27 protein-coding genes are annotated in these 24,643 nt (G+C 67.6%); 10 read left to right on the forward strand and 17 right to left on the reverse strand.

The features are described 5' to 3' along the window. Window positions 1-224: 224 nt before the first annotated feature. Together FEK34_RS20270 and FEK34_RS20275 are read right to left on the reverse strand one after the other, a co-directional pair. A complete protein-coding gene (locus FEK34_RS20270; protein ID WP_138449949.1) occupies window positions 225-740 on the reverse strand; it encodes a nitroreductase/quinone reductase family protein in 516 nt (171 codons plus the stop codon). 46 nt (window positions 741-786) lie between these two features. Beyond that, window positions 787-1,344: a TetR/AcrR family transcriptional regulator gene (locus tag FEK34_RS20275; protein WP_138449951.1), complete on the reverse strand. Its 558-nt coding sequence runs from the start codon at window positions 1,342-1,344 to the stop codon at window positions 787-789. A 90-nt stretch (window positions 1,345-1,434) separates the two neighbouring features. On the opposite strand from FEK34_RS20275, the gene FEK34_RS20280 reads away from it, so the two are divergent. After that, window positions 1,435-2,625 (forward strand): KasA/KasB family beta-ketoacyl-ACP synthase, encoded by a 1,191-nt coding sequence (locus FEK34_RS20280; RefSeq protein WP_138449952.1) that lies wholly within the window; start codon window positions 1,435-1,437, stop codon window positions 2,623-2,625. Window positions 2,626-2,766: 141 nt separating this feature from the next. Further along, window positions 2,767-3,390, forward strand: a complete 624-nt coding sequence (locus FEK34_RS20285) for an NAD(P)-dependent oxidoreductase (RefSeq protein WP_138449954.1) — start codon at window positions 2,767-2,769, stop codon at window positions 3,388-3,390. Between the two features lie 3 nt (window positions 3,391-3,393). Here FEK34_RS20285 and FEK34_RS20290 read toward each other — a convergent pair whose 3' ends face one another. Next, a complete protein-coding gene (locus FEK34_RS20290; RefSeq protein ID WP_138449956.1) occupies window positions 3,394-4,047 on the reverse strand; it encodes a TetR/AcrR family transcriptional regulator in 654 nt (217 codons plus the stop codon). An 89-nt stretch (window positions 4,048-4,136) separates the two neighbouring features. On the opposite strand from FEK34_RS20290, the gene FEK34_RS20295 reads away from it, so the two are divergent. Then, window positions 4,137-5,270: an epoxide hydrolase family protein gene (locus FEK34_RS20295; protein WP_138449958.1), complete on the forward strand. Its 1,134-nt coding sequence runs from the start codon at window positions 4,137-4,139 to the stop codon at window positions 5,268-5,270. 63 nt (window positions 5,271-5,333) lie between these two features. On the opposite strand, the gene FEK34_RS20300 is transcribed toward FEK34_RS20295, so the two are convergent. Further along, window positions 5,334-6,479, reverse strand: a complete 1,146-nt coding sequence (locus FEK34_RS20300) for a GTP-binding protein (protein ID WP_138449960.1) — start codon at window positions 6,477-6,479, stop codon at window positions 5,334-5,336. Between the two features lie 122 nt (window positions 6,480-6,601). Then, window positions 6,602-7,498: a hypothetical protein gene (locus FEK34_RS20305; protein ID WP_138449962.1), complete on the reverse strand. Its 897-nt coding sequence runs from the start codon at window positions 7,496-7,498 to the stop codon at window positions 6,602-6,604. A gap of 128 nt (window positions 7,499-7,626) precedes the next feature. Here FEK34_RS20305 and FEK34_RS20310 point away from each other — a divergent pair, with 128 nt between their 5' ends. From FEK34_RS20310 to FEK34_RS20320, 3 genes are all read left to right on the forward strand, one after another. Beyond that, window positions 7,627-8,439: an ABC transporter permease gene (locus tag FEK34_RS20310; protein WP_138450508.1), complete on the forward strand. Its 813-nt coding sequence runs from the start codon at window positions 7,627-7,629 to the stop codon at window positions 8,437-8,439. Further along, complete coding sequence (locus FEK34_RS20315; protein WP_138449964.1) at window positions 8,436-9,167, forward strand: ABC transporter ATP-binding protein; 732 nt, start codon at window positions 8,436-8,438, stop codon at window positions 9,165-9,167. Before FEK34_RS20310 ends, FEK34_RS20315 begins: the two co-directional genes overlap by 4 nt. Before the next feature lie 74 nt (window positions 9,168-9,241). After that, complete coding sequence (locus FEK34_RS20320) at window positions 9,242-10,189, forward strand: ABC transporter substrate-binding protein (protein WP_432760975.1); 948 nt, start codon at window positions 9,242-9,244, stop codon at window positions 10,187-10,189. A 248-nt stretch (window positions 10,190-10,437) separates the two neighbouring features. Here the strand turns inward: FEK34_RS20320 and FEK34_RS20325 are convergent, their stop codons facing one another. From FEK34_RS20325 to FEK34_RS20380, 12 genes are all read right to left on the reverse strand, one after another. Then, a complete protein-coding gene (locus FEK34_RS20325; RefSeq protein ID WP_138449968.1) occupies window positions 10,438-11,136 on the reverse strand; it encodes an ATP-dependent Clp protease proteolytic subunit in 699 nt (232 codons plus the stop codon). 19 nt (window positions 11,137-11,155) lie between these two features. Then, the gene (locus FEK34_RS20330) at window positions 11,156-11,434 is read right to left on the reverse strand and encodes a helix-turn-helix domain-containing protein (protein WP_249357967.1); all 279 of its coding nucleotides are present in this window, start codon (window positions 11,432-11,434) and stop codon (window positions 11,156-11,158) included. Between the two features lie 41 nt (window positions 11,435-11,475). After that, window positions 11,476-12,093 carry a TetR/AcrR family transcriptional regulator gene (locus FEK34_RS20335; RefSeq protein ID WP_171048310.1) on the reverse strand — a complete coding sequence of 206 codons (618 nt, stop codon included), beginning with the start codon at window positions 12,091-12,093 and terminating at the stop codon, window positions 11,476-11,478. A 99-nt stretch (window positions 12,094-12,192) separates the two neighbouring features. Then, window positions 12,193-12,954: a cyanamide hydratase gene (locus FEK34_RS20340; RefSeq protein ID WP_249359439.1), complete on the reverse strand. Its 762-nt coding sequence runs from the start codon at window positions 12,952-12,954 to the stop codon at window positions 12,193-12,195. A gap of 316 nt (window positions 12,955-13,270) precedes the next feature. After that, on the reverse strand, window positions 13,271-14,932 hold the full coding sequence (gene thiC, locus FEK34_RS20345; protein ID WP_036540837.1) for a phosphomethylpyrimidine synthase ThiC: 1,662 nt from the start codon (window positions 14,930-14,932) through the stop codon (window positions 13,271-13,273). A 217-nt stretch (window positions 14,933-15,149) separates the two neighbouring features. Then, window positions 15,150-15,623, reverse strand: a complete 474-nt coding sequence (locus FEK34_RS20350; RefSeq protein WP_138449970.1) for a VOC family protein — start codon at window positions 15,621-15,623, stop codon at window positions 15,150-15,152. A gap of 131 nt (window positions 15,624-15,754) precedes the next feature. After that, the gene (gene fahA, locus FEK34_RS20355; RefSeq protein ID WP_138449972.1) at window positions 15,755-16,933 is read right to left on the reverse strand and encodes a fumarylacetoacetase; all 1,179 of its coding nucleotides are present in this window, start codon (window positions 16,931-16,933) and stop codon (window positions 15,755-15,757) included. Next, entirely contained in the window at window positions 16,930-18,126 is a 1,197-nt protein-coding gene (locus FEK34_RS20360; RefSeq protein WP_138449974.1) for a homogentisate 1,2-dioxygenase, read from the reverse strand. The genes fahA and FEK34_RS20360 overlap by 4 nt, the downstream gene beginning before the upstream one ends. A 234-nt stretch (window positions 18,127-18,360) precedes the next feature. Continuing rightward, the gene (locus FEK34_RS20365) at window positions 18,361-18,981 is read right to left on the reverse strand and encodes a TetR/AcrR family transcriptional regulator (protein WP_138449976.1); all 621 of its coding nucleotides are present in this window, start codon (window positions 18,979-18,981) and stop codon (window positions 18,361-18,363) included. A gap of 61 nt (window positions 18,982-19,042) precedes the next feature. Beyond that, window positions 19,043-19,858, reverse strand: coding sequence for an exodeoxyribonuclease III (locus FEK34_RS20370; RefSeq protein ID WP_138449978.1), 816 nt, complete (start codon window positions 19,856-19,858; stop codon window positions 19,043-19,045). Between the two features lie 45 nt (window positions 19,859-19,903). Then, complete coding sequence (locus FEK34_RS20375) at window positions 19,904-20,884, reverse strand: N-acetylglutamate synthase, CG3035 family (protein ID WP_138449981.1); 981 nt, start codon at window positions 20,882-20,884, stop codon at window positions 19,904-19,906. Next, window positions 20,877-21,464 (reverse strand): peptide deformylase, encoded by a 588-nt coding sequence (locus tag FEK34_RS20380; RefSeq protein WP_138449983.1) that lies wholly within the window; start codon window positions 21,462-21,464, stop codon window positions 20,877-20,879. The genes FEK34_RS20375 and FEK34_RS20380 overlap by 8 nt, the downstream gene beginning before the upstream one ends. 217 nt (window positions 21,465-21,681) lie before the next feature. Here FEK34_RS20380 and FEK34_RS20385 point away from each other — a divergent pair, with 217 nt between their 5' ends. The 4 genes from FEK34_RS20385 to FEK34_RS20400 all read left to right on the forward strand — a co-directional run bounded on the left by FEK34_RS20385 (window position 21,682) and on the right by FEK34_RS20400 (window position 24,587). Then, window positions 21,682-22,026 carry a DUF3263 domain-containing protein gene (locus FEK34_RS20385; RefSeq protein ID WP_138449985.1) on the forward strand — a complete coding sequence of 115 codons (345 nt, stop codon included), beginning with the start codon at window positions 21,682-21,684 and terminating at the stop codon, window positions 22,024-22,026. Between the two features lie 18 nt (window positions 22,027-22,044). Further along, a complete protein-coding gene (locus FEK34_RS20390) occupies window positions 22,045-22,593 on the forward strand; it encodes a LytR C-terminal domain-containing protein (protein WP_171048311.1) in 549 nt (182 codons plus the stop codon). 122 nt (window positions 22,594-22,715) lie between these two features. Beyond that, window positions 22,716-23,429: a superoxide dismutase[Cu-Zn] gene (gene sodC, locus FEK34_RS20395; protein ID WP_138449987.1), complete on the forward strand. Its 714-nt coding sequence runs from the start codon at window positions 22,716-22,718 to the stop codon at window positions 23,427-23,429. A gap of 12 nt (window positions 23,430-23,441) precedes the next feature. Further along, window positions 23,442-24,587 (forward strand): glutamate--cysteine ligase, encoded by a 1,146-nt coding sequence (locus FEK34_RS20400; RefSeq protein ID WP_138449989.1) that lies wholly within the window; start codon window positions 23,442-23,444, stop codon window positions 24,585-24,587. Window positions 24,588-24,643: the final 56 nt, after the last annotated feature.

The following is a 24,643-nucleotide window of genomic DNA, read 5'->3' on the forward strand; positions in this document are numbered from 1 at the left end:
ACACGCGGCATCGGCCCGGCGGCGCATCATGTGCCGGAAGAAGGCATCGTGTGGGTTCGACGGAGCAGTGCTCATAGGGGGACGCTATCCACGCCGGTCGGCTACGGCGTAGTACGAGACCGATCGGTATACGCTGCCGGGCCGGTGGATCATCCTCTGGCACAGCCATAGTCTTCCGGTGCCGGTGTGGCAGCGTCGCATGGTTCGCAGCGTCGCATGGTCCGCTACGGCAGGTTGTCGGCGATCACCTCACCCAGCGTCAGCACGACGAGCGGCAGCGGCTTCGACACCTTCGATTGGTAGTCGGCCAAAAGTGGGTTTTCGCGGAGCGCCCAGGCGGCGAATTCTTCGTAGCGTTCGCCGGTGAGGGCTTCGGCGGTGGCGCGGTAGGTGGTGGGGCCTAGTTCTACGGTTACTTCGGGGTTGGCGCGGACGTTGTGATACCAGGCGGGGTAGCGGTCTTCGATGAAGGAGCTGACGTAGAGGGTGTCGTCGCGGTAGAGGGCGCCGAGGACGACGGTGTGGGGGCGGCCGGATTTGGCGCCGGTGGTGGTGAGGATCAGCAGGGTGGAGCCGGCGTAGTCGCCGCCGACTGTGCCGCCGGTCTCACGGAATTCGCGGATGATGTCGTCGTTCCAGGTGGCGACTTCCTCGGGGGAGTATTCGCGGTTCCATGGGGCGTCGGGGTCGTCGTAGGAGGTGGTCTTGGGGGTGTCTGCGGAGCTACCGGAATCAGCCATGTCGGCAGTATGGCAGGGGGTACCGACAAAAAACGGTGGGTCGAGTTCAGCGCACGGTGTGGTCGATCAGGCGGCGGGCGGCGCGGTCGGTGCGGTCGACGTCGCCGGTGATGAGCCGGTCCTGGAGGATGCCGCGCAGGCCGGAGATCAGCAGGGTGGCAACGACTTCGGGGTCATCTATGGTGTCGATGTGCCGCAAGCCGGCGGCCAAACTCTGCACGAACGTGGCTATGGCTGCTTGGGCGTAGCCGGCGTACGGGCCGTGCGGTGCGCACGCCGCGCCGAGCATCTGCATCATCACCTTGACACTTGTCACGCCCTCGCCGGAACTGTTCGCGACCCAGAAATCCCACAGCCGCTCCCGCAGTGCGACCGCATCGGTGACGCCTGCGAAGAACGCCGCGATATCGGGTCGCTGCGTCGCCAAGGCCTGCACCAGCAGATTCTCCTTGGTCTCGAAGTAGTAGATGAGCATCCGTGAGCTGGTGCCGAGTTCGGCGGCGAGCGGGCGCAGCGACAGGTCGGCGAGGCCGTGTTCGGCGATATAGCGCACCACCGCGGCCAGGAGTTCGGTGCGTTTGGCGTGGTCGAGTGGGCGGGCCATGGGTTGACTGTAGCGAGTGCTACAGGTATCCATGTCATCGTGAATGTAACAGTCGCTTCAGAAACTCTGCCGCCGACGGACGACGTGGTCATGACCGCCTACGCGGCCACCACCTCACTGGCCGCCGATATGGATGCGACCTGGTCGGAGCTGCTGCGCGGCCACACCGGCATCGGGCCACTGGACGACGACTTCGCCGCAGGGCTGCCGGTCCGCATCGGCGGAAAGCTGACCGAGAACCCGGCCGGCGAACTGACCAGAGTCGAGCAGCGCAGGCATTCGTATGTGGAGCAGTTGGCGCTGGTCCTCGGCCGTCGCGTGTGGCGGGCGGCCGGGGCGCCGGAGGTGGACGGTGAGCGGCTCTCGGTCGTCATCGGTACCGGCCTCGGTGGCGGCGACGCCCTGATCGATGCGGTCGACGCGATGCGCGCGGGCGGCTATCGAAAGGTGGCGCCGATGACCGTCCCGATGGTCATGCCGAATGGCCCGGCTGCCGCCGTGAGCCTCGAAATCGGGGCGCGCGCAGGGGTTTACGCGCCGGTCTCGGCGTGTTCGTCGGGTTCGGAGGCGATCGCGCACGCCTGGCGGTTGATCCGCACGGGCGAGGCCGACGTGGTCGTCGCGGGCGGCGTGGAGGGCCATATCCACGCGGTCCCGATCGCGAGCTTCGCCATGATGCGGGCCATGAGCACCCGCAATGACGAGCCGGAACGCGCGTCGCGGCCGTTCGACCGGGATCGCGACGGTTTCGTCTTCGGTGAGGCAGGCGCGCTGGTCGTGCTCGAATCCGAGCGCCACGCCCGGGCCAGGGGTGCGCGCCTGCACGCGCGTGTGCTCGGTGCGGGCATCACCTCCGACGCCTATCACATCGTCGCCTCCGAACCCGAGGGCAACGGCGCCGCACGCGCGATGCGCAAGGCGATAGGTGCTGCGGGACTGGCTAATTCGGACATCCAGCACGTCAATGCGCACGCCACCTCGACCTCGATCGGCGACGCCTCCGAGGCCAACGCGATCACCGCGGTCACGCCGAACGCGTCCATCTACGCTCCGAAATCGGCCCTCGGTCACTCCATCGGCGCGGTCGGCGCGTTGGAAACCGTCATCACCGCCCTGACGCTGCGCGAACAGGTCGTGCCGCCGACGCTCAATCTGGAGAACCCGGACGTCGACCTCGATATCGTCGCCGGCGCGCCGCGCCCGCAGCGGATCGACTATGCGCTCACCAATTCCTTCGGCTTCGGCGGGCACAACGTCGCGCTCGCGCTCGGCCGGATCTGAGGCCCTGACGCGCAGAGATCATGCTCCGAGTGAGACGACCGCTTATGTTTGTGAGATCGCAGCCCATGGATCGTCTCGCCTGTGGGCGGTGTACTGGATTCACCAACGAAACACCAGCTTTCGAGAATTCAGGAGAACACCATGCGTATCGCGATCTTCGGAGCCACCGGCACCCTCGGCCGCCACGTCCTCGAACGGGCCTTGCGGCAGGGGCACGAGGTCACCATCCTCACGCGCGACGCGAGCCGGGTGCCCACCACCCACGACAACCTGCGGGTACTCGAGGGTGACGTGCTCGACCCGGCCGCCGTCGAGGGCGCCGTCGCCGGTCAGGAGGCGGTGCTGATTTCCCTCGGCAACGGCCGCAAGGGCGTGGTCCGGGCCGAGGGGACGCGCACCGTCATCGAGGCGATGCGGCGCAACGGCGTCAAGCGGCTGATCTGCCAGTCCACCCTCGGCGTCGGCGACAGCAGGGACAATTTGAACTTCCTCTGGAAGTACATCCTGTTCGGCCTGGTGCTGCGGCCGGCGTACAACGACCATGTCCGTCAGGAGGAGTACGTGCGGGCCAGCGACCTCGACTGGACGATCGTGCGCCCGAGCGCGTTCACCGACGGGCCCGCGACCGGCACCTATCGTCAGGGCTTCTCCGGCAACGAAGCCGGGCTGTCGCTGAAGATCTCCCGTGCCGACATCGCGGAGTTCATGCTGGAACAGCTGACCGATCGCACGTATCTGCATCGGGCCGTCGGCATCTCGAACTGATGCTCACCGGCCGGTGCGCGGCTGCCAGCGCCAGGCGAGCTCTCCCGGCTGCGGCGCGGGGCCGGGTAGTTCACCGGCGGCGGCCATGCCGTCGACCAGCAGGGCGAGCACCCGCCGGCGTAATTGGGTGGTGCGTTCGGGTTCGGGGGTGCTGACGGCAGCGCAGGCGTCGAGCACCAATCCCAAGTCCAGGTCGGTCACCTCGGGACGAAGCCGGCCGGTGGCGTGGGCCCGCCGCACCAGTTCCGACGTCAGCTCACCGGAGCGCTGCACGTCGGGCACGATCGAATCGTCGGGCGTGAACGTTCCCGCCAGGCGCACGGTGAGGGAGTGGACATCGGCGTCCACCACTCGCTCCAGGAATCCGACCAGACCGCACCAGCCGTCCGAATCCTCCAGTGCTGCTTCGGCTTCGGCGTTGTAGCGGCGCAACCCGTCGTAGCAGAGGGTGCGCAGCAGCACGTCCTTGCTCGGATAGCGGCGGTAGAGCGCGCTGATGCCGACGCCCGCGCGTTCGGCGACGGCCGAGATCGGGGCGGCGGCGTCGGCGAGGAAGACCGCGCGGGCCGCGTCGAGGATGATGCCGTCGTTGCGGGCGGCCTGGGCCTTGCGGCCGGGTAGGCCCTTCTGAGCTGGGGCGGCGGATGGTTTCGGCATGGCCTCAGATTAGCACTTGAAACGGAATGATCCGTTCTGTTACGGTGGAAACAGAACGAAACATTCCGTTCCAACACGAGGAGCTCGCCATGACCGTCCGTCCCTTCACCGTCGATATCCCGCAGGCCTGCCTCGACGACCTGGCCGAACGGTTGCAGCGCGCACTCTGGCCGCACGAGCTGCCCGGCGTCGGCGATTCCTACGGCGTCCCGGGAGATCGGGCGCGCGGGCTGGCCGAGTACTGGCTCAATGAATTCGACTGGCGGGCGGTCGAGGCGAAGCTCAACGCTTATCCCCAGTTCATCGCCGATATCGACGGCGAGAGCATCCACTTCCTGCATGTGCGGTCCGAGCGCGAGGACGCGCTGCCGGTGATCCTGACCCACGGCTGGCCGGGTTCGGTGCTGGAATACCTCGACGTCATCGAGCTGCTGACCGCGCCGGAATCGCCTGACGCGCCGGCCTTCCATGTGGTGATCCCGTCGCTGCCCGGCTTCGGTTTCTCCGGCCCGACCCGCAGCACCGGGTGGAATATCCAGCGCACCGCCAAGGCGTGGGTGGAGCTGATGACCCAGCTCGGCTATGAGCGGTTCGGGGCGATCGGCAACGACGGCGGCTCGATGGTCTCGCCGGAGATCGGCCGGATCGCGCCCGACCGGGTGGTGGGCGTGCACGTCACCCAGCTGTTCTCGTTCCCATCGGGCGATCCGGCCGAATTCGAGAACATCTCCGCCGACGATCTGGCGGCGCTCGAGCATCTGAAGTGGTTCCAGGACAACAAGATGGGATTCAACGTCTTCTGTAGCCAGCAGCCGCAGACCTTGGCCTACGCACTGGCGGATTCCCCGCTGGGTCTGCTCGGCTGGAATGCGCAGCTGTTCGGCGAGGGCCTCGACAAGGAGTTCGTGATCTCGAATATCGCGCTGTACTGGCTGACCGGCACCGGCCCGACCTCGATCCGCTTCTACTACGAGCAGGCCCACGCGAGCGAGCAGCCCGCGGGGCCGACCACGACGCCGACCGCGCTGGCCATGTTCAAGGGCGACTTCCAGTCGATGCGGCGGTTCGCCGAACGCGATCACAGCAATATCGTCAGCTGGAATTCCTACGATGTCGGCTCGGTCGTAGGCGGACCCAATGACGCCGCCGGACATTTCGCCGCGCACGAGGCGCCGGAGGTCTTGACCGGTGATATCCGGCAGTTCTTCGAAAAGCTGAGCTGACGTCCACGCGCAACGGCCCAGGTCCCCTTGCCGGACCTGGGCCGTCGCCGTGCGGGAGCGAGCTCAGGCGTGTTCGTGGAGTTCGCCCCAGGGCGGGAACGGGTCGGGGTAGGTTGCCCAGATCCGTGGGCCTGCGTCCATTTCGGCGTCGGTCAGCAGCGCGCGGTCGAGGAGGGCCCGAATATGGTCGCGATTCAGTTCGATTCCGATGAAGACGATCTCCTGGCCGGCGGGCACCTCGAGCGAAGTCCACCACGCGGCCGGTTCGAACACCAGATTGGGCCCGGCCTGCGACCAGATGGCGGCGAGGTCGGCGCGGCTGGCGATCCAGCAGAAACCCTTGCTGCGCAACAGTCCTCGAAGTTGTTCCAGCGCCTCCGACAACCGCTGCGGATGAAAGGGCCGGTCGGCGGTGTAGGTCAGGCTGCTGATGCCGTACTCCTCGGTCTCCGGCACGTGACCGCCGGCCAGCTCCTCCGCCCAGCCTTCGGTCGAGGCGGCCGCGACCGGATCGTAGCGGCCGGTGTTCAGTACTTCGCTCAGCTCGACAACGCCGTGACGGGTCCGTAAAACCTTGGCGCGCGGATTCATTCGCCGCACCGCCGCCTCCACCGCCCCGGCCGTGCTCTCGCTCACCAGGTCGGTCTTGTTGATCAACAGCACATCGGCGAACTCCACCTGATCGGCCAGCAGGTCGGCGATGCCCCGCTCATCGCCCTCACCCGCCTGCATATTCCGTTCGGCCAGCGCTTGACCACGGGCGATCTCGGTGAGGAAGGTCGACGCGTCGACCACCGTCACCATGGTGTCCAGCCGCGCGACGGAGCCGAGGCTGAAACCGTCCTCGAACTCCCAGTCGAAGGTGGCCGCGACCGGCATCGGCTCGGAAATGCCTGTTGACTCGATGACCAGCTGATCGAAACGACCCTCCCCGGCCAGCCGGGCCACCGCCTCGATGAGGTCTTCCCGCAGCGTGCAGCAGATACAGCCATTGGTCAGCTCGACCAGCTTCTCCTCGGTGCGATCGAGATGCCCCTGCCCCGCGACCAGCGCCGCGTCGATATTCACCTCGCTCATGTCGTTGACGATCACCGCGACCCGGCGCCCCTCCCGATTGGCCAGGATGTGGTTGAGCAGCGTGGTCTTGCCCGCGCCGAGGAATCCGGACAGCACGGTCACCGGCAGTTGCTGTGGTGGGGAAGTCGTCATGCATTAATGATAACGATTGTCATTAACGCCGCGGTGGTGAGGCCGCTTGTCCCAAGCGTGCGGTAGCCGCAGGCTTAGTCGATGATCGGCTGGGCAACCCCACAGCCCAGCGGCAGCCCGCCCTAATCACGCAAAGTGTCGAAGGCGTGCTGAATCTGGGGGCTGAAGACCGCGTCCAAGCCTGTTCTCGTGAGAGGCGCGTTACTGCCTGCGAGAACGAAGATCTTGACGAAGGCGTTGCTGTCCCATGCCACCAGCGTGTAATACGCGACGTGATTGTCGGAGTACCAATCCACGCTGGAAAATCCACCGGCAGCGAGTCCCGGCACCGGACCGCTGTCGTCGCCGGTCTTTCCGAGGGATCGGCTTGCGCTGTCGAATCGGGACGAGCTGCTGGTCAACTCATCGGCGAATTCCACGGTCACGACGTGCGACGTCACGGCCTGGCCGGGCCCCGGACCTGTCAACGCATAGCTGGAATCACAGGACAGTTCACCTCCACCGTAACTCTCCGGTGGTTTCGCTTCGGGCTCCCGCTTATTCGGTGGACCAGATATGAAGAAGGCCATCGCATCGGCGGTGACGAGTTCACACGCATCAGCGACCGCCGAATACGAATAGGCGCCCTCCCAGGTCCTTTCCTCGGTCGTCGTCGGCGCCATGGTGGGCAGGGCCATAGTGGTCGAGCCGGCCGACCGGACCGGCTCGGAGTCCGACCCGGATCCGATCGCGACCGCGCCGACGCCGATCGCCAGCAGACCGACGACCGCCGCGCCGATGATGACGGGAAGCCAGTTCCGTGGTGGAGGAGGCGGCGCGCCGTAATGCGGCGGGTACCCGGGAGGCATGGGCGGCATCTGCGGCGGGCCGTACGGGTGCTGCTGGTACTGATATTGCGGAGGTGTCGGCGCAGCGCCGAATCCGGGGTGCGGCGCCATTCCGGGCGGCGGCGGAGCACCGGCCGGCCCTCCGGGCGGTGGCGCCTCGAGCGGATTCTTCTGCGGCGGATAGTAAGTCATCGGAGTGTGACTCTACGGGGACGTACCCAACCGCTGTTCCGGACAGGGAGGGGCTCACGGTGATCGATTCACCGTGAGCGCAACCCTGTCGATCGGACCGTGCGGCCCCGCATCATGCACCAATGCTTATGGAGAGGCGCACCGAGCGGACCGAGCAGCGGGTTCCGCTGTATCGACGTCCGGGGTTTCTGCGTGCACTGGCTCCGGTCGCGCTGCTGCTGATCTGGCAGATCGCCAGTAGCAGTGGCTGGGTGTCGGCGAAGAAACTGCCCGCACCGTCGGTGGTGCTCGACGCCGGGCTGGAGATCTATCGCTCGGGGCAGCTGGGCGAGGCGCTGCTGGTGTCGGGGGAGCGGGCGCTGTTCGGATTCCTGCTCGGCGCGGTGCTCGCGCTGGTATTCGGGATCATCGCGGGGATGAGCACGATCGGCGCATACGTGCTGGATCCGCCGTTGCAGATGGTGCGAACCGTCCCGCTGTTCGGGCTGATCCCGCTGTTCATCATCTGGTTCGGGATCGGCGAGGAACCGAAGATCTATCTGATCGCCCTCGGGGTGTTCTTCCCGCTGTATCTGAACACCTTCGCCGGTATCCGTCAGCTGGATCCGAAACTGCTGGAGCTGAGCCGCACCCTGCAACTGACCCTGTCCGAACGCCTCCGCCTGCTCATCGTGCCGGGGGCGCTACCGCAGATCCTGGTCGGTGCGCGGCAGAGCCTCGGCATCGCCTGGCTGTCGCTGATCGTGGCCGAGCAGATCAATGCCAGCGCGGGCCTCGGCTTCGTGATCAACAATGCCCGCGAATTCCTGCGCACCGACATCGTGATCTTCGGGCTGCTCATCTACAGCCTGCTCGGGCTGGCCACCGATTCGATCGTGCGCGCGCTCGAACAGCGTGCCCTGCGCTGGCGTCCGTCCGTCGACCGAGGGGTTCAACCATGACCATCACCAAGGACGTCGCCACCCGTGCGGCGGCGCGAATCAGCGGATTGGACAAGAGTTTCGGTGGGCGCAGCGTCCTCGAAGGCGTCGATGTGGAGATCGCGGCAGGCGAGATCGTCGCGCTGGTCGGGCGCAGCGGCTCGGGCAAGTCGACGCTGTTGCGGATCATCGGCGGCCTGGACAAGGCCGATCGCGGGTCGGTGACGGTCGACGTTCAGCCCACGATCGTCTTCCAGGAGGCGCGGCTCATCCCATGGCTGCCCGTGGTTCGCAATGTCGCGCTCGGGCGGCCGGGCCCGCGCAATCGCCGCGCGGACGAGAAGATCGCCAGGCAACTGCTCGAGCAGGTGAATCTGCGCGAACGGGCCGAGGCCTGGCCGCTGACCCTCTCCGGTGGTGAGGCCCAGCGCGTCGCTCTGGCCAGGGCGTTGGTGGCGCACCCGACGCTGCTGCTGCTCGACGAACCATTCGGCGCCCTTGACGGGTTGACCCGGCTGGCCATGCACGATCTGCTGCTGCGGTTGCAGGCCGAACGCGGATTCGGGGTGCTGCTGGTCACCCACGATGTCGCGGAGGCGGTCGCGCTGGCCGATCGCGTGCTGGTGCTCGATCACGGCCGCATCGCCGAAGAAGTCCGCGTCGATCTCGCCCGCCCGCGTCCGCATTCGTCGCCGGAGGCCGCCGAGTACGTCGCCCGATTGCTGCGGCTACTCGGCGTCGACGCCTGATCCATCCGTTCGATTACGCACCGAAAGCAGTTCTCGTGAAACGTCTCTCGATATTCCGGCTCGCAGGTGCGGCCATGGTGGCCGCCGCTGTCTTCGCCACCTCCGCGTGCGGTGAGGAGGCAGCGCCCGCGCCGAGCGGCCCGGTGGACCTCAGCACGGTCACCTTGAAAGTCGGGGACCAGAAGGCCATTTCGATCGAGGTGCTGCTGCGGGCCTCCGGCCAACTGGAGAATCTGCCGTACAAGATCGAATTCTCCACCTTCACGGCCGGTCCGCCGCTGATCGAGGCGGCCGGGGCCGGCGGCATCGATCTGGCGCAGGCCGGCAATACGCCGGTGATCTTCGGCGCCGCCGCGAATGCCGACATCAAGATCGTCGGCGCGCTCTCCGCGACCGGTAAGGGCGATGCCATCCTTGTCGGCAAGGACTCGAAGGTCGCCTCGGTGACCGATCTGAAGGGTAAGAAGGTCGCCGTCACCAAGGGCAGCTCGGCGAACGCGAACCTACTGCTGCAACTACAGAAAGCGGGCCTGAGCCTGGATGACGTGGAACCGGTCTACTTGGCGCCCGCCGACGGCTACGCCTCGCTGACCCGCGGCGACGTCGACGCCTGGGCGGTCTGGGACCCCTACACCGCCATCGCGGAAAAGGAGGTCGGCGCCAAGTCCATCGCCTCCGCCGACCAGGCCGCCAACGGCTACAACTTCTGGGTCGCCTCCGACAAGGCCGTCGACGACCCCGGGAAATCGGCCGCCATCCGCGACTTCTTCACCCGCTACGCCGCGGCCACCAAGTGGTCGTCGGACAACCTCGATCTGTGGTCGACCAAGTACGCCGAACTGACCGCGATCCCCGTCGACGCCTCCCGCACCACCTGGACCCGCTCGATCAAGGAGCCGATCCCGCTGACCGACGAGGTGATCGCCTCCGAACAGGAAATCGCCGACGCCTTCACCGAGGCCGGCGCGATCCCCGGCAAGGTCGCCTTCGCCGACTTCGTGGACAGAAGCTTCGACCAGTAGGTGGTGGGGGCGCGGTGCCCGCGAGTGCCTGCCGGCTCGTCCGGCCGAGATCACTTCAGGGCCCCGCGCGCCCGGAGCAGTGTCCCCTCCCGATATACGGACTCGTCCGAGCCGGTCAATCGTGATCGCGCCTCCACGTGGCGCGGTGGGTGGTGCGGTAAGCGGCCGAGCGCACGATGCCCGCAGCGCACGACGTCGACATGGCACCGGTGCCGGGATGTATTCGACTGCCGATCGCCGGAGTGGGCTCAGCGCGCGTCCGGATCGACGGGCGGTGCCCCGGCGCGCCGGGTGACGCGCTCGTCGATCAGGCCGTACTCGATGGCCTCGTCCACCGTCAGCACCCGCTGCGTCCGCAGATCCTCGCGCACCTGCTCGGCGCTGCGCCCGGTCACCCGGGCGAGTTCGCCTGCCAGTTCACCGAGCATCGACTCCAGTTGCGCCTGCTCGGAAGCGGCGGCGTCCGCGGTCGCCTCGAACTGGACCTGCGGTTCGCTGAGCACGAGCACAGCATTCGGGTAGGCGTAGCGGTGATCGGCCGCGGCCAGGATCCCCAACGCGGGGCCGCGGACCAATCCGCTCGCATACACCGACACCGGCCCCCGGATGACTTCCAGCACGCCCATGAGCGTCAACGCATCGGGCAATTCCGCATCGAGGCTGTGCACTTCGAGCCTGATCGGCTCGGTGCTCTCGGCGTCGAGGGTCAACAGCTGTGCGCACAACCGGGTCACCGTTTCACCGTCCAGCTTCCCGTGTGCGACCACGATGCGGCGATCGAGCAGCCGATCCGCGGTTTCTCGCGAGTCGAACCACACCTGGGTCGGCATCGGCGGCGGGGCAGGTGACTGCGGTCGCGGCGGCGGGCTCGGCGGCACCGGGAATTCCGGCGGCCATGGCCGCCACGGCGGCGGTTGCGGGACGGTGCTGCGGAAGGGGGTGCTCATGAGAGCCTCCGGATGATGGTCAATCGCCGCCGGTGCCGAGTCGCCAACTGAGGTGGCTGCCGGTCGCGGCGGCATAGCGTTCGAGGGTCGAGACGCGCACATCCCCCTGACCGGCCTCGAACCGGGCCACCGCCGACTGCGAGGTGCCCATCCGAGCGGCGACCTCGGTCTGCGACAGGCCCGCGGCCTGCCGCCGTGCGACCAGGTCGGCGAGCAGACGATGTCGCTCGGCCGCCATCCGCTCGGCCATCTCACGGAAGCCGGGCAACAGTGGTAGCTCGTCGCCACGTGGCGTCATACCGTCAACGGTATCTCGCATATGAGATAGCGCAAGGTCGATCAGGACCCGGCGGCCGGAGCCCGCAGACCTTCCAGCATGCGCAGCATGACGGTCTCCGATTCGCGCGCCGCCGACTCCGGGTCGTCGGCCGCCGCCACGATCAGCGAGGCCTCGCACAACACCCGAAACGCGAGCTGGGCCGCGATATCGGTATCGAACGAGCGCAACTGCCCGATCGCCGCCATCTCATCCAGCAGCCCGCGGATCAGCGGCAGCGCCAGCTCCGATTCCAGCTGCTTGGTCCGCTCGTCGCCGAGCACCCTGGTGACCTGACGCAGCAGCGCCAAGGTGTCGGCGTCACCCGCGTAGGCCTGGATCGCGGCCCTGGCGGCAACCTCGACCCGATCCCACGAATCCGCGGTCGTGCCTGCCACTTCCTCGGCCACCTTCGTGGTGACCGCGGCCGTCGCATCCCGGTACACATCGGCGAAGATCTGCTGCTTATCCGGGAAATGGTGGTACACCGCGCCCTTGCTGACGTTCGATTCCCGCGCGATATCGTCCACCGATGTCTCGTCATAGCCACGCTCGACGAACAGCTTGCGTGCGGCATCGATGATCGCGCTCTTGGTGAGCGCGGCATACATCTCGCGTCTGCTGGTTCTGGTAGCGGCCACGGACAGCAGCCTAGCCGCCGGCCATGGGCCGAGCGATGGGCTTCCGATCGGCGGCGAAGCACCCGATCTGCGGTCTGTGTCCGTCCTGTCTCCAGCGTGTCAACTGGTCGAGTACCTGTTCAGCGGATTCATCGCCACCGGAATCCGCATGCCCTGCTTCCACATCACGGCCGCCCGTGAATCCGGGCGTTCGCGCGCCTCCTGGCGCATGGCGGCGAGAAACACGTCGGTGAACCCGTCGCGGGGATGAGCGCGCAGGATCTCGGTTAGCAGCGAACGCGGCAGATCGCCGATCCTGGAGCCGGCGACGTCGAGGTGCGCGGCGGCGTGCAGTAGGTGCGCCTCCGCGCCCTGCGCCGGATCCACCGTGACGTCCATGTGCAGCGCGATGGCCTCGTCGACCAGGTTCGCGAGCTCGGTCGTGGCGCCCCACGCCAACAGCCGCTCTCGCGCAACCGCGCCACCGTGCACGGCGAAGCACGGCGACTGACCGGGTGCCGGCCGGTGCCGTTCGGTGAGTGCGATGTCGTGCAGCAGCGTCGTGATGTAGAGCGCTTCGGCGTCGAAACGGAGGCCGTCCAGTTGAGCAAAGGCCACGCCGAAGTACCAGCAGCGCAGGCTGTGCTGATGTAGCTCGCCGCCGTAGGCGGATTCGGCCAGTTCGGCCGCCTGGCGGGTGAGTCTGCTGTCCGGTGGTTCGTCGGGCAGCTGGTGCACCGCATCCGATCGGCGGCCGTTGCTCAGCGCGGCCCGCACGACACCTGGCAGTTGCGCCAATTGCGCGGTAGCGGCGCGGCGCGCGAAATTGATCTTCTGTCTGCGGTCCATCGCGCCGCGCGGTCGAGCTGCGGGCTCAGGCATCGGGTACCTCCGGCGACGAACCGGGCTGGGGTGCATGGGGTTCCGCTCGACGTGTTGTGTGCTCGGTGGGCCCGAAGACCTCCGATCGGCTTTCTTCTCGGCTGTCCATACCCACACCTATCCACCTGCGTTGGGTCTTCACCGACTGCCAGTATGTTAATGAACTCAGGGTTTGTCCAGTGTTTCCACCTGAGCTCGCCGTTGGTCGGGTGCTGACGGCTGTGAATGGCCGACGGGCCCGTCGGCGAGGGGGCTGACAAAGAAGAACGCACGCCTTCGGAGGGTTTCCTCCGAAGGCGTGCGCGTTTCGGTGCCGCTAGGAAACGACGGGCAGGTAGACCTTCTTGCCCGCGTCGGCGAACTCGGCGGACTTCTCCGCCATGCCGGCCTCGATGGCCTCCACGTCGGTGAGGCCCTGCTTCTCGGCGTACTCGCGCACGTCGGCCGAGATACGCATGGAGCAGAACTTCGGGCCGCACATGGAGCAGAAGTGGGCGGTCTTGGCCGGCTCGGCGGGCATGGTTTCGTCGTGGTATTCGCGGGCGGTGTCCGGATCCAGCGACAGGTTGAACTGGTCGACCCAGCGGAATTCGAAACGGGCCTTGGACAATTCGTCGTCGCGCTGCTGCGCACGAGGATGGCCCTTGGCGAGGTCGGCGGCGTGGGCGGCGATCTTGTAGGTGATCACGCCGACCTTGACGTCATCGCGGTTGGGCAGGCCGAGATGCTCCTTCGGCGTGACATAGCACAGCATCGCGGTGCCGGCCTGGGCAATGATCGCGGCGCCGATGGCCGAGGTGATGTGGTCGTAGGCGGGGGCGATATCGGTGGCCAGCGGGCCGAGGGTGTAGAACGGCGCCTCCTCGCACAGCTCCTCCTCGAGCCGCACGTTCTCCACGATCTTGTGCATCGGCACATGGCCCGGGCCCTCGATCATCACCTGCACGCCATGCGATTTCGCGATCTTGGTGAGCTCGCCGAGGGTGCGCAGCTCGGCGAACTGGGCCTCGTCGTTGGCGTCGGCGATGGAACCGGGGCGAAGGCCGTCACCGAGGGAGAAGGTGACGTCGTAGCGCGCCAGGATCTCGCACAGTTCCTCGAAGTGGGTGTAGAGGAACGACTCCTGATGGTGAGCCAGACACCACGCCGCCATGATGGAACCGCCGCGCGAGACGATGCCGGTGACGCGCTTGGCGGTCAACGGCACATAGCGCAGCAGCACACCCGCGTGCACCGTCATGTAGTCGACGCCCTGCTCGCACTGTTCGATGACGGTGTCGCGGTAGATTTCCCAGGTCAGCTTGGTGGGATCGCCGTTGACCTTCTCCAGCGCCTGGTAGATCGGCACGGTGCCCACCGGCACCGGCGAGTTGCGCATGATCCACTCGCGGGTCTCGTGGATGTTCTTACCGGTGGACAGGTCCATGATGGTGTCGGCGCCCCAGCGGGTGGCCCACACCATCTTCTCCACTTCCTCGGCGATGGAGGAGGAGACGGCGGAGTTGCCGATATTGGCGTTGATCTTCACCGCGAACTTCTTGCCGATGATCATCGGCTCGCATTCGGGGTGGCGGTGGTTGGCGGGGATCACCGCGCGACCGGCGGCGACCTCATCGCGCACCAGTTCCGGTGAAACCCCTTCGCGCGCGGCGATATAGCGCATCTCGGCGGTGATGATGCCGGCCCGCGCCCAGGCCAGCTGGGTGCGCGGGCCGTCGATCTGCGGCTTGGGCCATTCGTCGCGCAGCTTGGGCAGGCCGGCTTCGAGGTCGATGGTCGCGGTGTCGTCGGTGTACGGACCCGAGGTGTCGTAGACGTCGAAGTGATCGCCGGTGGTGAGGTTGATCCGGCGCACCGGAATGCGCAGGGTCAGCCCGTCGGCTTCGACCTCTTCGTAGTGCTTGACGCTGCCCTCGATCGGGCCGGTGGTCACCGTGTCGACACCTGCGGTGGTCGCGGAACGGCCGGTGGAACCCATATTTTTCCTCCCTACGCCGGCATTACCCGGTCAGGTTCATACGGTCGACGGCCCTGATCCGCCCGGAATCGGGCTAGCCGTCCTCTCAGCCCGCTGGTGCGAGCCCCCGTTGGCGTGATTCGTACCCGCCCGACCATACCCGCCCCGGTTCGCGCCCGGAGCAGACCTCGTCGCGGCATCCGGAACTCACCGCCGGATACCGCGCCGGGTGAGGACGTCAGGCGTTCTCGTAGGCGTCGCGCATCGCCTGCAGGTCGATCTTCTTCATCTTCAGCATCGCGGCGGTCGCGCGGTCGACGGCGGCCTGGTCACCGGTCAGCAGTTCATCGGCCTCGGCCGGCCAGACCTGCCAGGGCACCCCGTACTTGTCGTAGAGCCAGCCGCACTCGATCTCCTTGCCGCCGTCGGCGAGCAGGGCGTCCCAGAGCCGGTCGACCTCGGCCTGGCTGTCGCAGTTGATCAGCAGTGACATCGCGTGGGTGTACTGGAATTCGCCGCCACCATTGATGCCGGTGAAGCGCTGGCCCGCGAGTTCGAAATCGACGGTCATCACGGCACCTGGTTCGCCCATGCCGCTCTCGCTGAAGCGCGTCGTCCGGATGATCTTGGAATCCGGGAACAGCGAACAGTAGAACTCGGCGGCTTCCTCGGCGTTGTTGTCGTACCAGAGGTTGGTGACGATCTTCTGCATGATGGTGTCCTCCCGATCGGTGATCTGGCCTTATCCATGCAGACTGCTCGCCGGCGCGGAATTCATCGCGGTTTCCGCTGAACCGGTGCGAATCGATCGGCTCGAATCGCGGCCTGGCTCTGATGGCGGCGTCACCCTTCGCGTGCGGGCAGGATCCGTCCGGTGACTTCGCCGAGTGCGAGGCGGGTACCGGCGGTTCCCGGTGCGGTGGCGGTGATGGTGACCTCGTCGCCGTCGAGCAGGAAGGTGCGCTCGGCGCCGTCGACGGTGAGCGGCTCGGCGCCGCCCCAGGACAGCTCCATGAACGAACCGCGTTCCGCGGGGGTGGGGCCGGAGATGGTGCCGGAGGCGTAGAGGTCGCCGGGGCGGGTGGCGGCGCCGTTGACGGTGAGGTGGGCCAGCATCTGGGCCGGTGACCAGTACATCCGGGCGTACGGCGGATGCACCACCGGCACGCCGTTCCATCGCACGCACAGCTCGATATCGAGCCCCCATGATTCGCCGTCGCGCAGATAGGGCAGGGGCTCGGGGTCTTGGGGTGGCGTCGGTATCCGCGCCGATTCCAGTGCCGCGAGCGGAGTGATCCAAGCACTCATCGAGGTCGCGAAGGATTTCCCGAGGAAGGGTCCGAGCGGCTGATATTCCCAGGCCTGGATGTCGCGGGCGGACCAGTCGTTGATCAGCGCGACGCCGAAAACATGGTCGGCGAAGGCGGACGTGCTGATCGAGCTGCCGAGCTCGGAACCGACGCCGACGACGAAACCGAGTTCGGCCTCGATATCCAACCGCCGCGACGGTCCGAAATCCGGTGTGCCCGAATCGGTTCGCCGCTGCCCGCGCGGACGCACGATATCGGTGCCCGATACCACGACCGTTCCCGCTCGGCCGTGATAGCCCACCGGCAGATGACGCCAATTCGGCAGCAGCGGCTCCGAACCCGGACGCAGCAGTTTTCCCAGGTTCGTCGCATGGTCGATGCTGGCGTAGAAATCGACGTAGTCGCCGATCCGCACCGGCAGCGCCAGGCGCACCGCGGCCAGCGGGAAGACCGCGTCCGCGGAGAGCCCGCCGTCGACCAGTTCGCGCACCCGCTCACGTACCTGCGCCCACCGCTGCGGACCCTGCGCCAGAAAAGCATTGAGTTCCGGCCGGGCGAAGACCGAATCGTCGAGCGCGAGGGCCAGATCGATGACGTGATCGCCCACCCGCACGCCCACCCGGTAATCGTCGCCACCGGGCGCGAACACCCCGTACGGCAGATGCTCGGGCCCGAACGGCGAATCCGGCGCGACCTCGATGCGCGTCCTCACCGCGGTCCCCGCCCGGACCAGGTCCACGCGTATCCGGGATCTTCGCAGGCCAGCGCGGCCTCACCGAGTTCGAGCGGGCGGAAGGTATCGACCATGACGGCCAGCTCGTCGAAGAACTCCACCCCGATGCTCGCCTCGTACGCCCCGGGTTGCGGACCGTGCGCGTATCCGCCCGGATGCACCGAGATCGAGCCCTGCCCGATGCCCGACCCGCGCCTGGCCTCGTAATTCCCGCCGCAATAGAACATGATCTCGTCGGAATCGACATTGGAGTGGTAGTAGGGCACCGGAATCGACAGCGGGTGATAGTCGACCTTGCGCGGCACGAAATTGCACACCACGAAATTGGTGGCCTCGAAGGCCTGATGCACCGGCGGCGGCTGATGCACCCGGCCGGTGATCGGTTCGAAATCGCTGATGTTGAAGGTGAACGGGTACAGGCAGCCGTCCCAGCCGACCACGTCGAACGGGTGGGTGGCGTACACCATTCTGGTGCCGACGATCTGTGCGCCCGGCCGGTGTTTGACCAGCACCTCGATATCGGTGCCGATCGCGAGCAGCGGTTCGGCCGGCCCGTGCAGATCGCGTTCGCAGTACGGTGAATTCTCCAGCAGCTGACCGAATTTCGACAGGTACCGCTTCGGTGGCGTGATGTGACTCGACGCTTCGATCACGTAGGTGCGCAACGGGTCGGGGCCGATCGGCAGCCACCGATGCGTGGTGGCCCTGGGGATCAGCACCTGATCGCCCTGCCTGGCCGGCAGCGCACCGAAGACCGTCTCCGCCACGGCGGCGCCCGATTCCACGTAGACCAGCTCGTCGCCGATGGCGTTGCGGTACAGCGGGGAGGCGGTCCCGGCGACGACGTAGGACAGGCGCACGTCGGCGTTGGCGAGCAGCAATCGGCGTCCGGTGACGACGTCGACATCGGCCCAGCTGTCGCCAGGGAACAGCTCGTGCAACCGCAGATGCCGATGGCGCAGCGGATGATTGGGTGTGGTCGACTGATCGGGCAGCTCCCACACCGTCGCCTCGACGATCGCCGGCGGCAGCCCGCGGTGATACAGCAGCGAGGAATCGCCGGAGAAGCCCTCCTCACCCATGAGCTCCTCGTAGAACAGGCGCCCCTGATCGTCGCGATGCTGGGTATGCCGCTTCGGCGGCACCGACCCCACCTGCCGATAGAAAGCCATGACCACACCTCCCGCCGAACGGACGGACAGCCGGTTCCATCGTATGCCGCGGATACCGGTGTCCGGGGCGGCTCGCGGCCGGCCGGAGAAGTCGTCGGCGGATCGGCACCGGTGCCGCCGAGCGGCGGGGCGGGGAAACCGCCCGGTCGACAACAGCCGCGCCACCCACGGGGCGCGTTCCCGAGCCGACTCGGGATGCTCCGGGCGCCTGCGTCAGGGCGCGGCTGACCGGGCTCAGGCGTTGCGCAGCGCCCGATAGACCGCGGAGCCAACGAACGCACCGAGTTCCTCCGGCGTCCACTTCCCGTCATCGGCGAGCAGGCTGCGCACCGCGCCCTCACCGGCCGACATCCACTGCTCGACCAGCACCGGAAGCTTGCGATCGGCGTCCTCGATGCCCCAGGCGCGCAGCGTCGGGCGCAGCAACCGAGTGCAGCGCTGCACGACCAGCGCACGGCCACGCCCGAAGGAACCGGCGACGGCCGGGTCCGGGTTCCCGTAGAGCAGCAGCCACGATTCCGGCCGGGCCGCGACCACCTCGAGCAGCGCACGGAAACCCTCGACGAAGACGGCTTCGCCGGCGTCGACGTCACGTTCGCGCAGCGCGCCGAACACCCCGTCGGCGACGTAGCCCTCCTCGCGGCGGATCAACTCCTCGATCAGCGCGACGCGATCGGGAAAGCACGCGTACACCACCGGACGGGTGACCTTCATCCGCTCGGCGACCGCGGCGATGGTGACCGCCGCGATGCCCTGTTCGATCGCGATGGCCAAGGCGGCGTCGAGCACCTGCGGCCTGCGCCGTTGCGGCCCGAGATGCTGAGCTCGCGGTCGCACCACGGATTCGGTACTCATGCGCCAACGGTATCAGTGCGCTGTCGCGCCGCCGGTGGCTCGGAAGCGCTGCCGGCCGGGGTCAGTCGGTGAACTCGGCGATCACCGGCGCGTGGTCACTGGCGCCTTTGCCCTTGCGCTCCTCCCGATCGACCACCGCGTCGGTGACGGTGGCCGCGAGCGCGGGGGAGGCGAGCACGAAATCGATGCGCATGCCCTCTTTGCGGGGGAAGCGCAGCTGGGTGTAGTCCCAATAGGTGTAGACCCCGGGGCCGGGCGCGAAGGGGCGCATGACGTCGGCGAACCCGGTGTCGAGCACGGCGGCGAACGCGTCGCGTTCGGGCTGGGAGGTGTGGGTCTTGCCCGCGAAGAACTCCGGCGACCAGACGTCGTCGTCGGTGGGGGCGATGTTCCAATCGCCGACCAGCGCGATCTTGGCCTGCGGATCCTCGGCGAGCCAGCGCGCGGCGTTATCGCGCAGCGTGGCCAGCCATTCCAGCTTGTAGGCGTAGTGCGGGTCGTCGAGCGCGCGGCCGTTGGGCACGTACAGGCTCCACACCCGCACGCCGCCGCAGGTGGCGCCGATGGCGCGCGACTCCACCACCGGGGTGGCGATCAGCGATTCGCCCGCGTTCTTGTCGAAGCCCGGCTGGTCCGGGAAGGCCAACTCGACGTCCGCCAGGCCGACGCGCGAGGCGATGGCCACGCCGTTCCACTGGTTGATGCCCAGATGCGCCACCTCGTAGCCGAGCTCGTCGAAGCGTTCGTAGGGGAACTGGTCGTCGCGGCATTTGGTTTCCTGGATGGCCAGCACGTCGATGTCCTGGCGGTCGAGGAAGGCCGCGACTCGGTCGATCCGGGAGCGGATCGAGTTGACGTTCCAGGTCGCGAGGCGCACGGGTTTCCTTGTCGAAGAGAGGTGGATGAACGGCCTGATCCCGTTCTACCCGACCACCGGGATGCGGGGGCCGGGGGCTGCGTAGCGGTAGTGATGGTGGTCGAGGAAACCGAGGTCATGGTACAGCGCGAGCGCGCCGGCATTATCGGCCTCCACCTGCACATACGCGTGCGTGGCGCCACGATCGCGGCCCCAGCGGATCAGCTCGGCGCACACCAGCGAGGCCAGACCGTGGCGCCGATGCTTGGCCTCGGTCGCCACGCAGGTCAGCCCGATCCAGTGCCTGCCGTCCGGTGCGGTGGTGAGCGCGCCACGGCCGATCGCGATCGGCTGGGGCAGCCCGAGCGAAGCGAAGCCGATCTCGCCCGCACGCACCGCGGTGAGTACGTCGAGGTCGGGCATCGGGGCGGCCGGATCGCCGGGCTCCTCGCCGCGACGTCGATGCAGATCCAGCCACGCCGCGTCGGGCGCGGGTGCGATGCGCACCATCGACGGGCCGCGCGGCAGGACGAAGTTGTCCAGATCGATCCCGAGCACCGCCGTCTCGCCCCAGGTGTGCCAGCCCGACGGCGGCGGGGCCAGCCGGTCGGGCAGTTGCAGCCGCAACGGCAGGCCACGCTCGGCCATCCAGGCGCCGATTCGCTGTAGCGCGTCCGCCGAGACCAGCGGTGGGCCGTCGGAATTGCCCAGGGGGACTGCGGAGTTCGCGCGGTCGGTGTAGCCGTTTCCGGCGCGCACCAGCCAGCCGTCGATCCAGGCGTGCTCGGCGCCGGGCCAGCCGTCGGCCGCCGCCGCCTCGAGCGCTCGGATCTCGCGGGTCCGAATCGGCCTGGGCCCCAAGGCTTTCAATGCGACAACTCGGTCCGGCGCCACCGACACCACCTGGCCGTCGGCGCCGCGCACCGTCGGCGGATCGAGCGAGACCAGCTCGCCGATCACATCCGACATCGGCTGCGGGTAGCCCTCCGGCAGCAGATACCGCATGACCACCCGGCGGCCGAGTGGAATACCGGCGAAATCAGTCATGCCCGAACGGATCCGGCACGGTGCCCGGTAGCCAGCTCAAACCCGGTGTGCCCCAGCCGTTGCGCTTGATCGCCTTCTTGGCGGCGCGGGCATTTCGGCCGATCAGCACGTCGACGTAGAGGAAGCCGTCGAGATGGCCGACCTCGTGCTGCAACATCCGGGCGAAGAAACCCTTGCCCTCGATCTCCACCGGTTGGCCGTGCTCGTCGATACCGGTGACCTTGGCCCACTCGGCCCGGCCGGTCGGGAACTGCTCGCCGGGCACCGACAGGCAGCCCTCTTCGTCGTCATCGGGATCGGGCATGGTCTCGGGGATCTCGGAGGTCTCCAGCACCGGGTTGATCACCGCGCCGCGGCGGCGGGTGACGGTCCCGTCGGCGGCCTGATCCGGGCAGTCGTAGACGAACAGCCGCAGCGGCTTCCCCACCTGGTTGGCGGCCAGGCCCACGCCGTTGGCCGCGTCGAGCGTCTCGTACATGTCAGCGATCAGCCCGGCCAGCTCCTCCGGCGACTGAGTCACCCGCTCGGTCGGGTTGTGCAGAACGGGATCGCCGACGATGACGATAGGGAGGATTGCCATACGCCCAATTTTGCCGCCTCGGCCTCACGTGGTGCGCGCCGCCCCTCGGCGGGTCCGTTTCGGGGGCCGGAAACCGCCCACACCGGCCGTCGCGACGCGTAACCGCTGGTACCGGACACGCCGCCGGACAGACGGCGCGAACGGCTATCCCCATGGTTGAATGATCGGCGACGTACAAGCATCATTTCGTCCGACGGTGACTCGGCGAGGGAGCAAGATGGACGGCGCAGCAGCGCGGGACCTTTCCGCAATCCAGGACAGCCCTTCTACGAGCGACGAGGTCACGGCCACTCAGCAGGCCGGAGACGACGACGGCCTGAGCCGTCGCGAACACGACATCCTGGCCTTCGAGCGTCAATGGTGGAAGTACGCCGGCGCCAAGGAAGAAGCCATCCGCGAGCTGTTCTCGATGTCGCCGACCCGGTACTACCAGGTGCTCAACGCGCTCGTGGACCGTCCGGAGGCGCTGGCCGCCGACCCGATGCTGGTCAAACGGCTGCGTCGGCTGCGGGCCAGCAGGCAGAAGGCCCGGGCCGCGCGGCGGCTCGGCTTTCAGGTGTGACGGACTAGGCTCGAACAGGTGAGTTACCCGAAACCCACTTCCGGCGGGATCCCGCTGCGAGCGCTGGCGATGGTGCTGATCGCACTGGCCATCGTCTTCGCCGGTCTCGGCGCGATGTCGTTGTCGAGCGCGGACTCCGAGACCGAGTCGGCCGCCGAGACCAGCGCACCGGAGACGACCACCTCGGTCGCGGTGGCCCCGCAGGCCACCTCCGCGCGCACCACCACGGCGAAGCCGACCACGACGACGGCGGCCCCGACCACCACCACCTCCACCACCCCGGTGGTGGATCAGTCGACGCCGATCCGGGTGCTCAACAACAGCCTGGTCGCCGGGTTGGCCTCCCGGACGGTGAACCAGCTGAAGGCCAACGGCTGGACCAACGCGTCCGCGGGCAACTACGCGGGTTCGACCATCCCCGCGACCACCGTCTATTACGGCAATGCCAGCGGCGACAAGGCGGCGGCCGAGGCCGTCGCGGCGATTCTGGGCGCCGGTGTGGCGCCGATGATTCCCGGATTGGGCGGCGGTTCCGCCGGCGTGGTCGTCGTGGTGACGGGTAACTGATCAGTAGTCCGACACGGCCCGAGGATCGAGCGACACGGCGGGCGTGGCATCATCTTGACCGATAAAACAACGTGTCCACCCAGCTTTACTCGTAAACTCGGTACTCGTAAAGGAGTTCCCCGATGGCACCGTCCACAACTCGTCGCCCGTCCTGGCGGACCGTGACCCCGGTGCTGGCGATCGCCGTCTTCGGCCTCACCGCCTGCACGAACAGCCAGGAGTCGAGTGACGTCCAGGGAACGACCCCGCCGGTGTGGACGAGTTCGCCCGCCCCGGCCGGTACCGAGAGCGGTCACGGCGGCGGCCACGGCAGCACCGGCACCGGTGAGCACGGTGAGACCCCGGCCGCGGGCGGCACCAAGGTCGAGCTGAAGGACGCCGCCGGAACCACCGTCGGCACCGCCGACATCACCGAGGCCGGCAGCTTCCTGAAGATCAGCATCGAGGCGCACGGACTGCGCCCCGGCTTCCATGGCCTGCACATCCACCAGGTCGGCAAGTGTGAGCCCAATTCGGTGGCTCCCACCGGTGGTTCGGCCGGCGACTTCCTCTCCGCCGGTGGCCACCTCCAGGTCGGCGCCGCCAACTCGCATCCGGCCAGCGGCGATCTGACGTCGTTGCAGGTACGTGAGGACGGCAACGCCACCCTGGTCACCACCACCGACAAGGTCAGCATGTCCGATATCCGTGGCAAGGCGCTGATCATCCACGCCGACGCGGACAACTTCGGCAATATCCCCAGCCGCTACAGCCACCCCGGTGGTACCGGTCCGGACGAGGCCACCCTGGCGACCGGTGACGCGGGTGGCCGCGTCGCCTGCGGCGTGATCCAGTAGGAGCGTGCCGGCATGGGTGGGGCTGGGATCGAGAGGGTTGTCTTCCACGGTTCGCCCCGCCCGACCATCGGTGTCGAATGGGAGATCGCGCTCGTCGACAAGGTGACGCGCGATCTGTCCAATACCGCTGCGGCGGTCTTCGATTCGGTGGGTGATCTGCGCGCCCACGACGGCACCCCGCAGGTCACCAAGGAACTGCTGCGCAATACCGTCGAACTCGTCACCGGCGTGCACAACAGCGTCGGCGAGGCGATGGACGATCTGAGCGCCACCATGAACACGGTGCGCCGTGCCGCCGATCCCCTCGGCGTGGACCTGTTCTGCGCGGGCACCCATCCGTTCGCGCAGTGGTCGGCCCAGCAGCTGACCCGCTCACCGCATTACGACGAGCTGATCGAGCGCACCCAGTGGTGGGGCAGGCAGATGCTGATCTGGGGCGTGCACGTGCATGTCGGAGTGTCGCATCAGGACAAGGTCTTTCCCATCCTGAACTCGCTGCTGCTGTCGTATCCGCATCTGCTCGCGCTGTCGGCTTCTTCGCCGATGTGGTCGGGGTCCGATACCGGCTATGCCAGCAATCGGGCACTCATGTTCCAGCAGCTGCCCACCGCGGGGCTGCCGTTCCAGTTCGAGAACTGGACCCAGTTCGAGTATTTCGTGCACGACCAGTTCAAAACCGGTGTGTTCGAACAGCTCGGCGGCATGCACTGGGATATCCGTCCCGCCCCGAAATGGGGCACCATCGAAGTTCGGGTCTGCGACGGTATTTCCACCCGCGCCGAACTGGCGGCGATGGCGGCGTTCATCCACTGCCTCATCGTCGACTTGGACCGCCGGGTGGAGAACGGTGAACAGCTGCCGACGCTGCCGCCGTGGCATGTGCAGGAGAACAAGTGGCGGGCCGCGCGCTACGGGCTCGACGCGATCGTCATCGTCGACTCCGACAGTAATGAGCGACTCGTCACAGATGACCTCGACGAGCTATTGAACCGTTTGGAGCCCACGGCCAAACTGCTCGGCTGCGCCGACGAACTCGCCTCGGTGGCCGAAATCCCGGTCCGGGGCGCCTCCTACCAGCGGCAGCGCAAGGTGGCGGCGGCCGCGCAGGGCGATCTTGTCGCGGTGGTCGATGCGCTGGTCAAGGAACTGGACCAGTAGCCGCGCAGGCCGTGGACGCCTGACGTTCCCTCGGCCAGGGGGATGACGTTCACCTG

It is taken from the genome of Nocardia cyriacigeorgica (genome assembly GCF_005863245.1).
Taxonomy (GTDB): Bacteria; Actinomycetota; Actinomycetes; order Mycobacteriales; family Mycobacteriaceae; genus Nocardia; species Nocardia cyriacigeorgica_C.

Excerpts from the sequence above, each read along its gene's own strand:
- FEK34_RS20270 (WP_138449949.1), bottom strand. The coding sequence starts at position 740 with ATGGCTGATTCCGGTAGCTCCGCAGACACCCCCAAGACCACCTCCTAC.
- FEK34_RS20275 (WP_138449951.1), bottom strand. The coding sequence starts at position 1,344 with ATGGCCCGCCCACTCGACCACGCCAAACGCACCGAACTCCTGGCCGCG.
- FEK34_RS20280 (WP_138449952.1), top strand. The coding sequence starts at position 1,435 with ATGACCGCCTACGCGGCCACCACCTCACTGGCCGCCGATATGGATGCG.
- FEK34_RS20285 (WP_138449954.1), top strand. The coding sequence starts at position 2,767 with ATGCGTATCGCGATCTTCGGAGCCACCGGCACCCTCGGCCGCCACGTC.
- FEK34_RS20290 (WP_138449956.1), bottom strand. The coding sequence starts at position 4,047 with ATGCCGAAACCATCCGCCGCCCCAGCTCAGAAGGGCCTACCCGGCCGC.
- FEK34_RS20295 (WP_138449958.1), top strand. The coding sequence starts at position 4,137 with ATGACCGTCCGTCCCTTCACCGTCGATATCCCGCAGGCCTGCCTCGAC.
- FEK34_RS20300 (WP_138449960.1), bottom strand. The coding sequence starts at position 6,479 with ATGACGACTTCCCCACCACAGCAACTGCCGGTGACCGTGCTGTCCGGA.
- FEK34_RS20305 (WP_138449962.1), bottom strand. The coding sequence starts at position 7,498 with ATGACTTACTATCCGCCGCAGAAGAATCCGCTCGAGGCGCCACCGCCC.
- FEK34_RS20310 (WP_138450508.1), top strand. The coding sequence starts at position 7,627 with ATGGAGAGGCGCACCGAGCGGACCGAGCAGCGGGTTCCGCTGTATCGA.
- FEK34_RS20315 (WP_138449964.1), top strand. The coding sequence starts at position 8,436 with ATGACCATCACCAAGGACGTCGCCACCCGTGCGGCGGCGCGAATCAGC.
- FEK34_RS20320 (WP_432760975.1), top strand. The coding sequence starts at position 9,242 with ATGGTGGCCGCCGCTGTCTTCGCCACCTCCGCGTGCGGTGAGGAGGCA.
- FEK34_RS20325 (WP_138449968.1), bottom strand. The coding sequence starts at position 11,136 with ATGAGCACCCCCTTCCGCAGCACCGTCCCGCAACCGCCGCCGTGGCGG.
- FEK34_RS20330 (WP_249357967.1), bottom strand. The coding sequence starts at position 11,434 with ATGACGCCACGTGGCGACGAGCTACCACTGTTGCCCGGCTTCCGTGAG.
- FEK34_RS20340 (WP_249359439.1), bottom strand. The coding sequence starts at position 12,954 with ATGCCTGAGCCCGCAGCTCGACCGCGCGGCGCGATGGACCGCAGACAG.
- thiC (WP_036540837.1), bottom strand. The coding sequence starts at position 14,932 with ATGGGTTCCACCGGCCGTTCCGCGACCACCGCAGGTGTCGACACGGTG.
- FEK34_RS20350 (WP_138449970.1), bottom strand. The coding sequence starts at position 15,623 with ATGCAGAAGATCGTCACCAACCTCTGGTACGACAACAACGCCGAGGAA.
- FEK34_RS20360 (WP_138449974.1), bottom strand. The coding sequence starts at position 18,126 with ATGGCTTTCTATCGGCAGGTGGGGTCGGTGCCGCCGAAGCGGCATACC.
- FEK34_RS20365 (WP_138449976.1), bottom strand. The coding sequence starts at position 18,981 with ATGAGTACCGAATCCGTGGTGCGACCGCGAGCTCAGCATCTCGGGCCG.
- FEK34_RS20375 (WP_138449981.1), bottom strand. The coding sequence starts at position 20,884 with ATGACTGATTTCGCCGGTATTCCACTCGGCCGCCGGGTGGTCATGCGG.
- FEK34_RS20380 (WP_138449983.1), bottom strand. The coding sequence starts at position 21,464 with ATGGCAATCCTCCCTATCGTCATCGTCGGCGATCCCGTTCTGCACAAC.
- FEK34_RS20385 (WP_138449985.1), top strand. The coding sequence starts at position 21,682 with ATGGACGGCGCAGCAGCGCGGGACCTTTCCGCAATCCAGGACAGCCCT.
- sodC (WP_138449987.1), top strand. The coding sequence starts at position 22,716 with ATGGCACCGTCCACAACTCGTCGCCCGTCCTGGCGGACCGTGACCCCG.
- FEK34_RS20400 (WP_138449989.1), top strand. The coding sequence starts at position 23,442 with ATGGGTGGGGCTGGGATCGAGAGGGTTGTCTTCCACGGTTCGCCCCGC.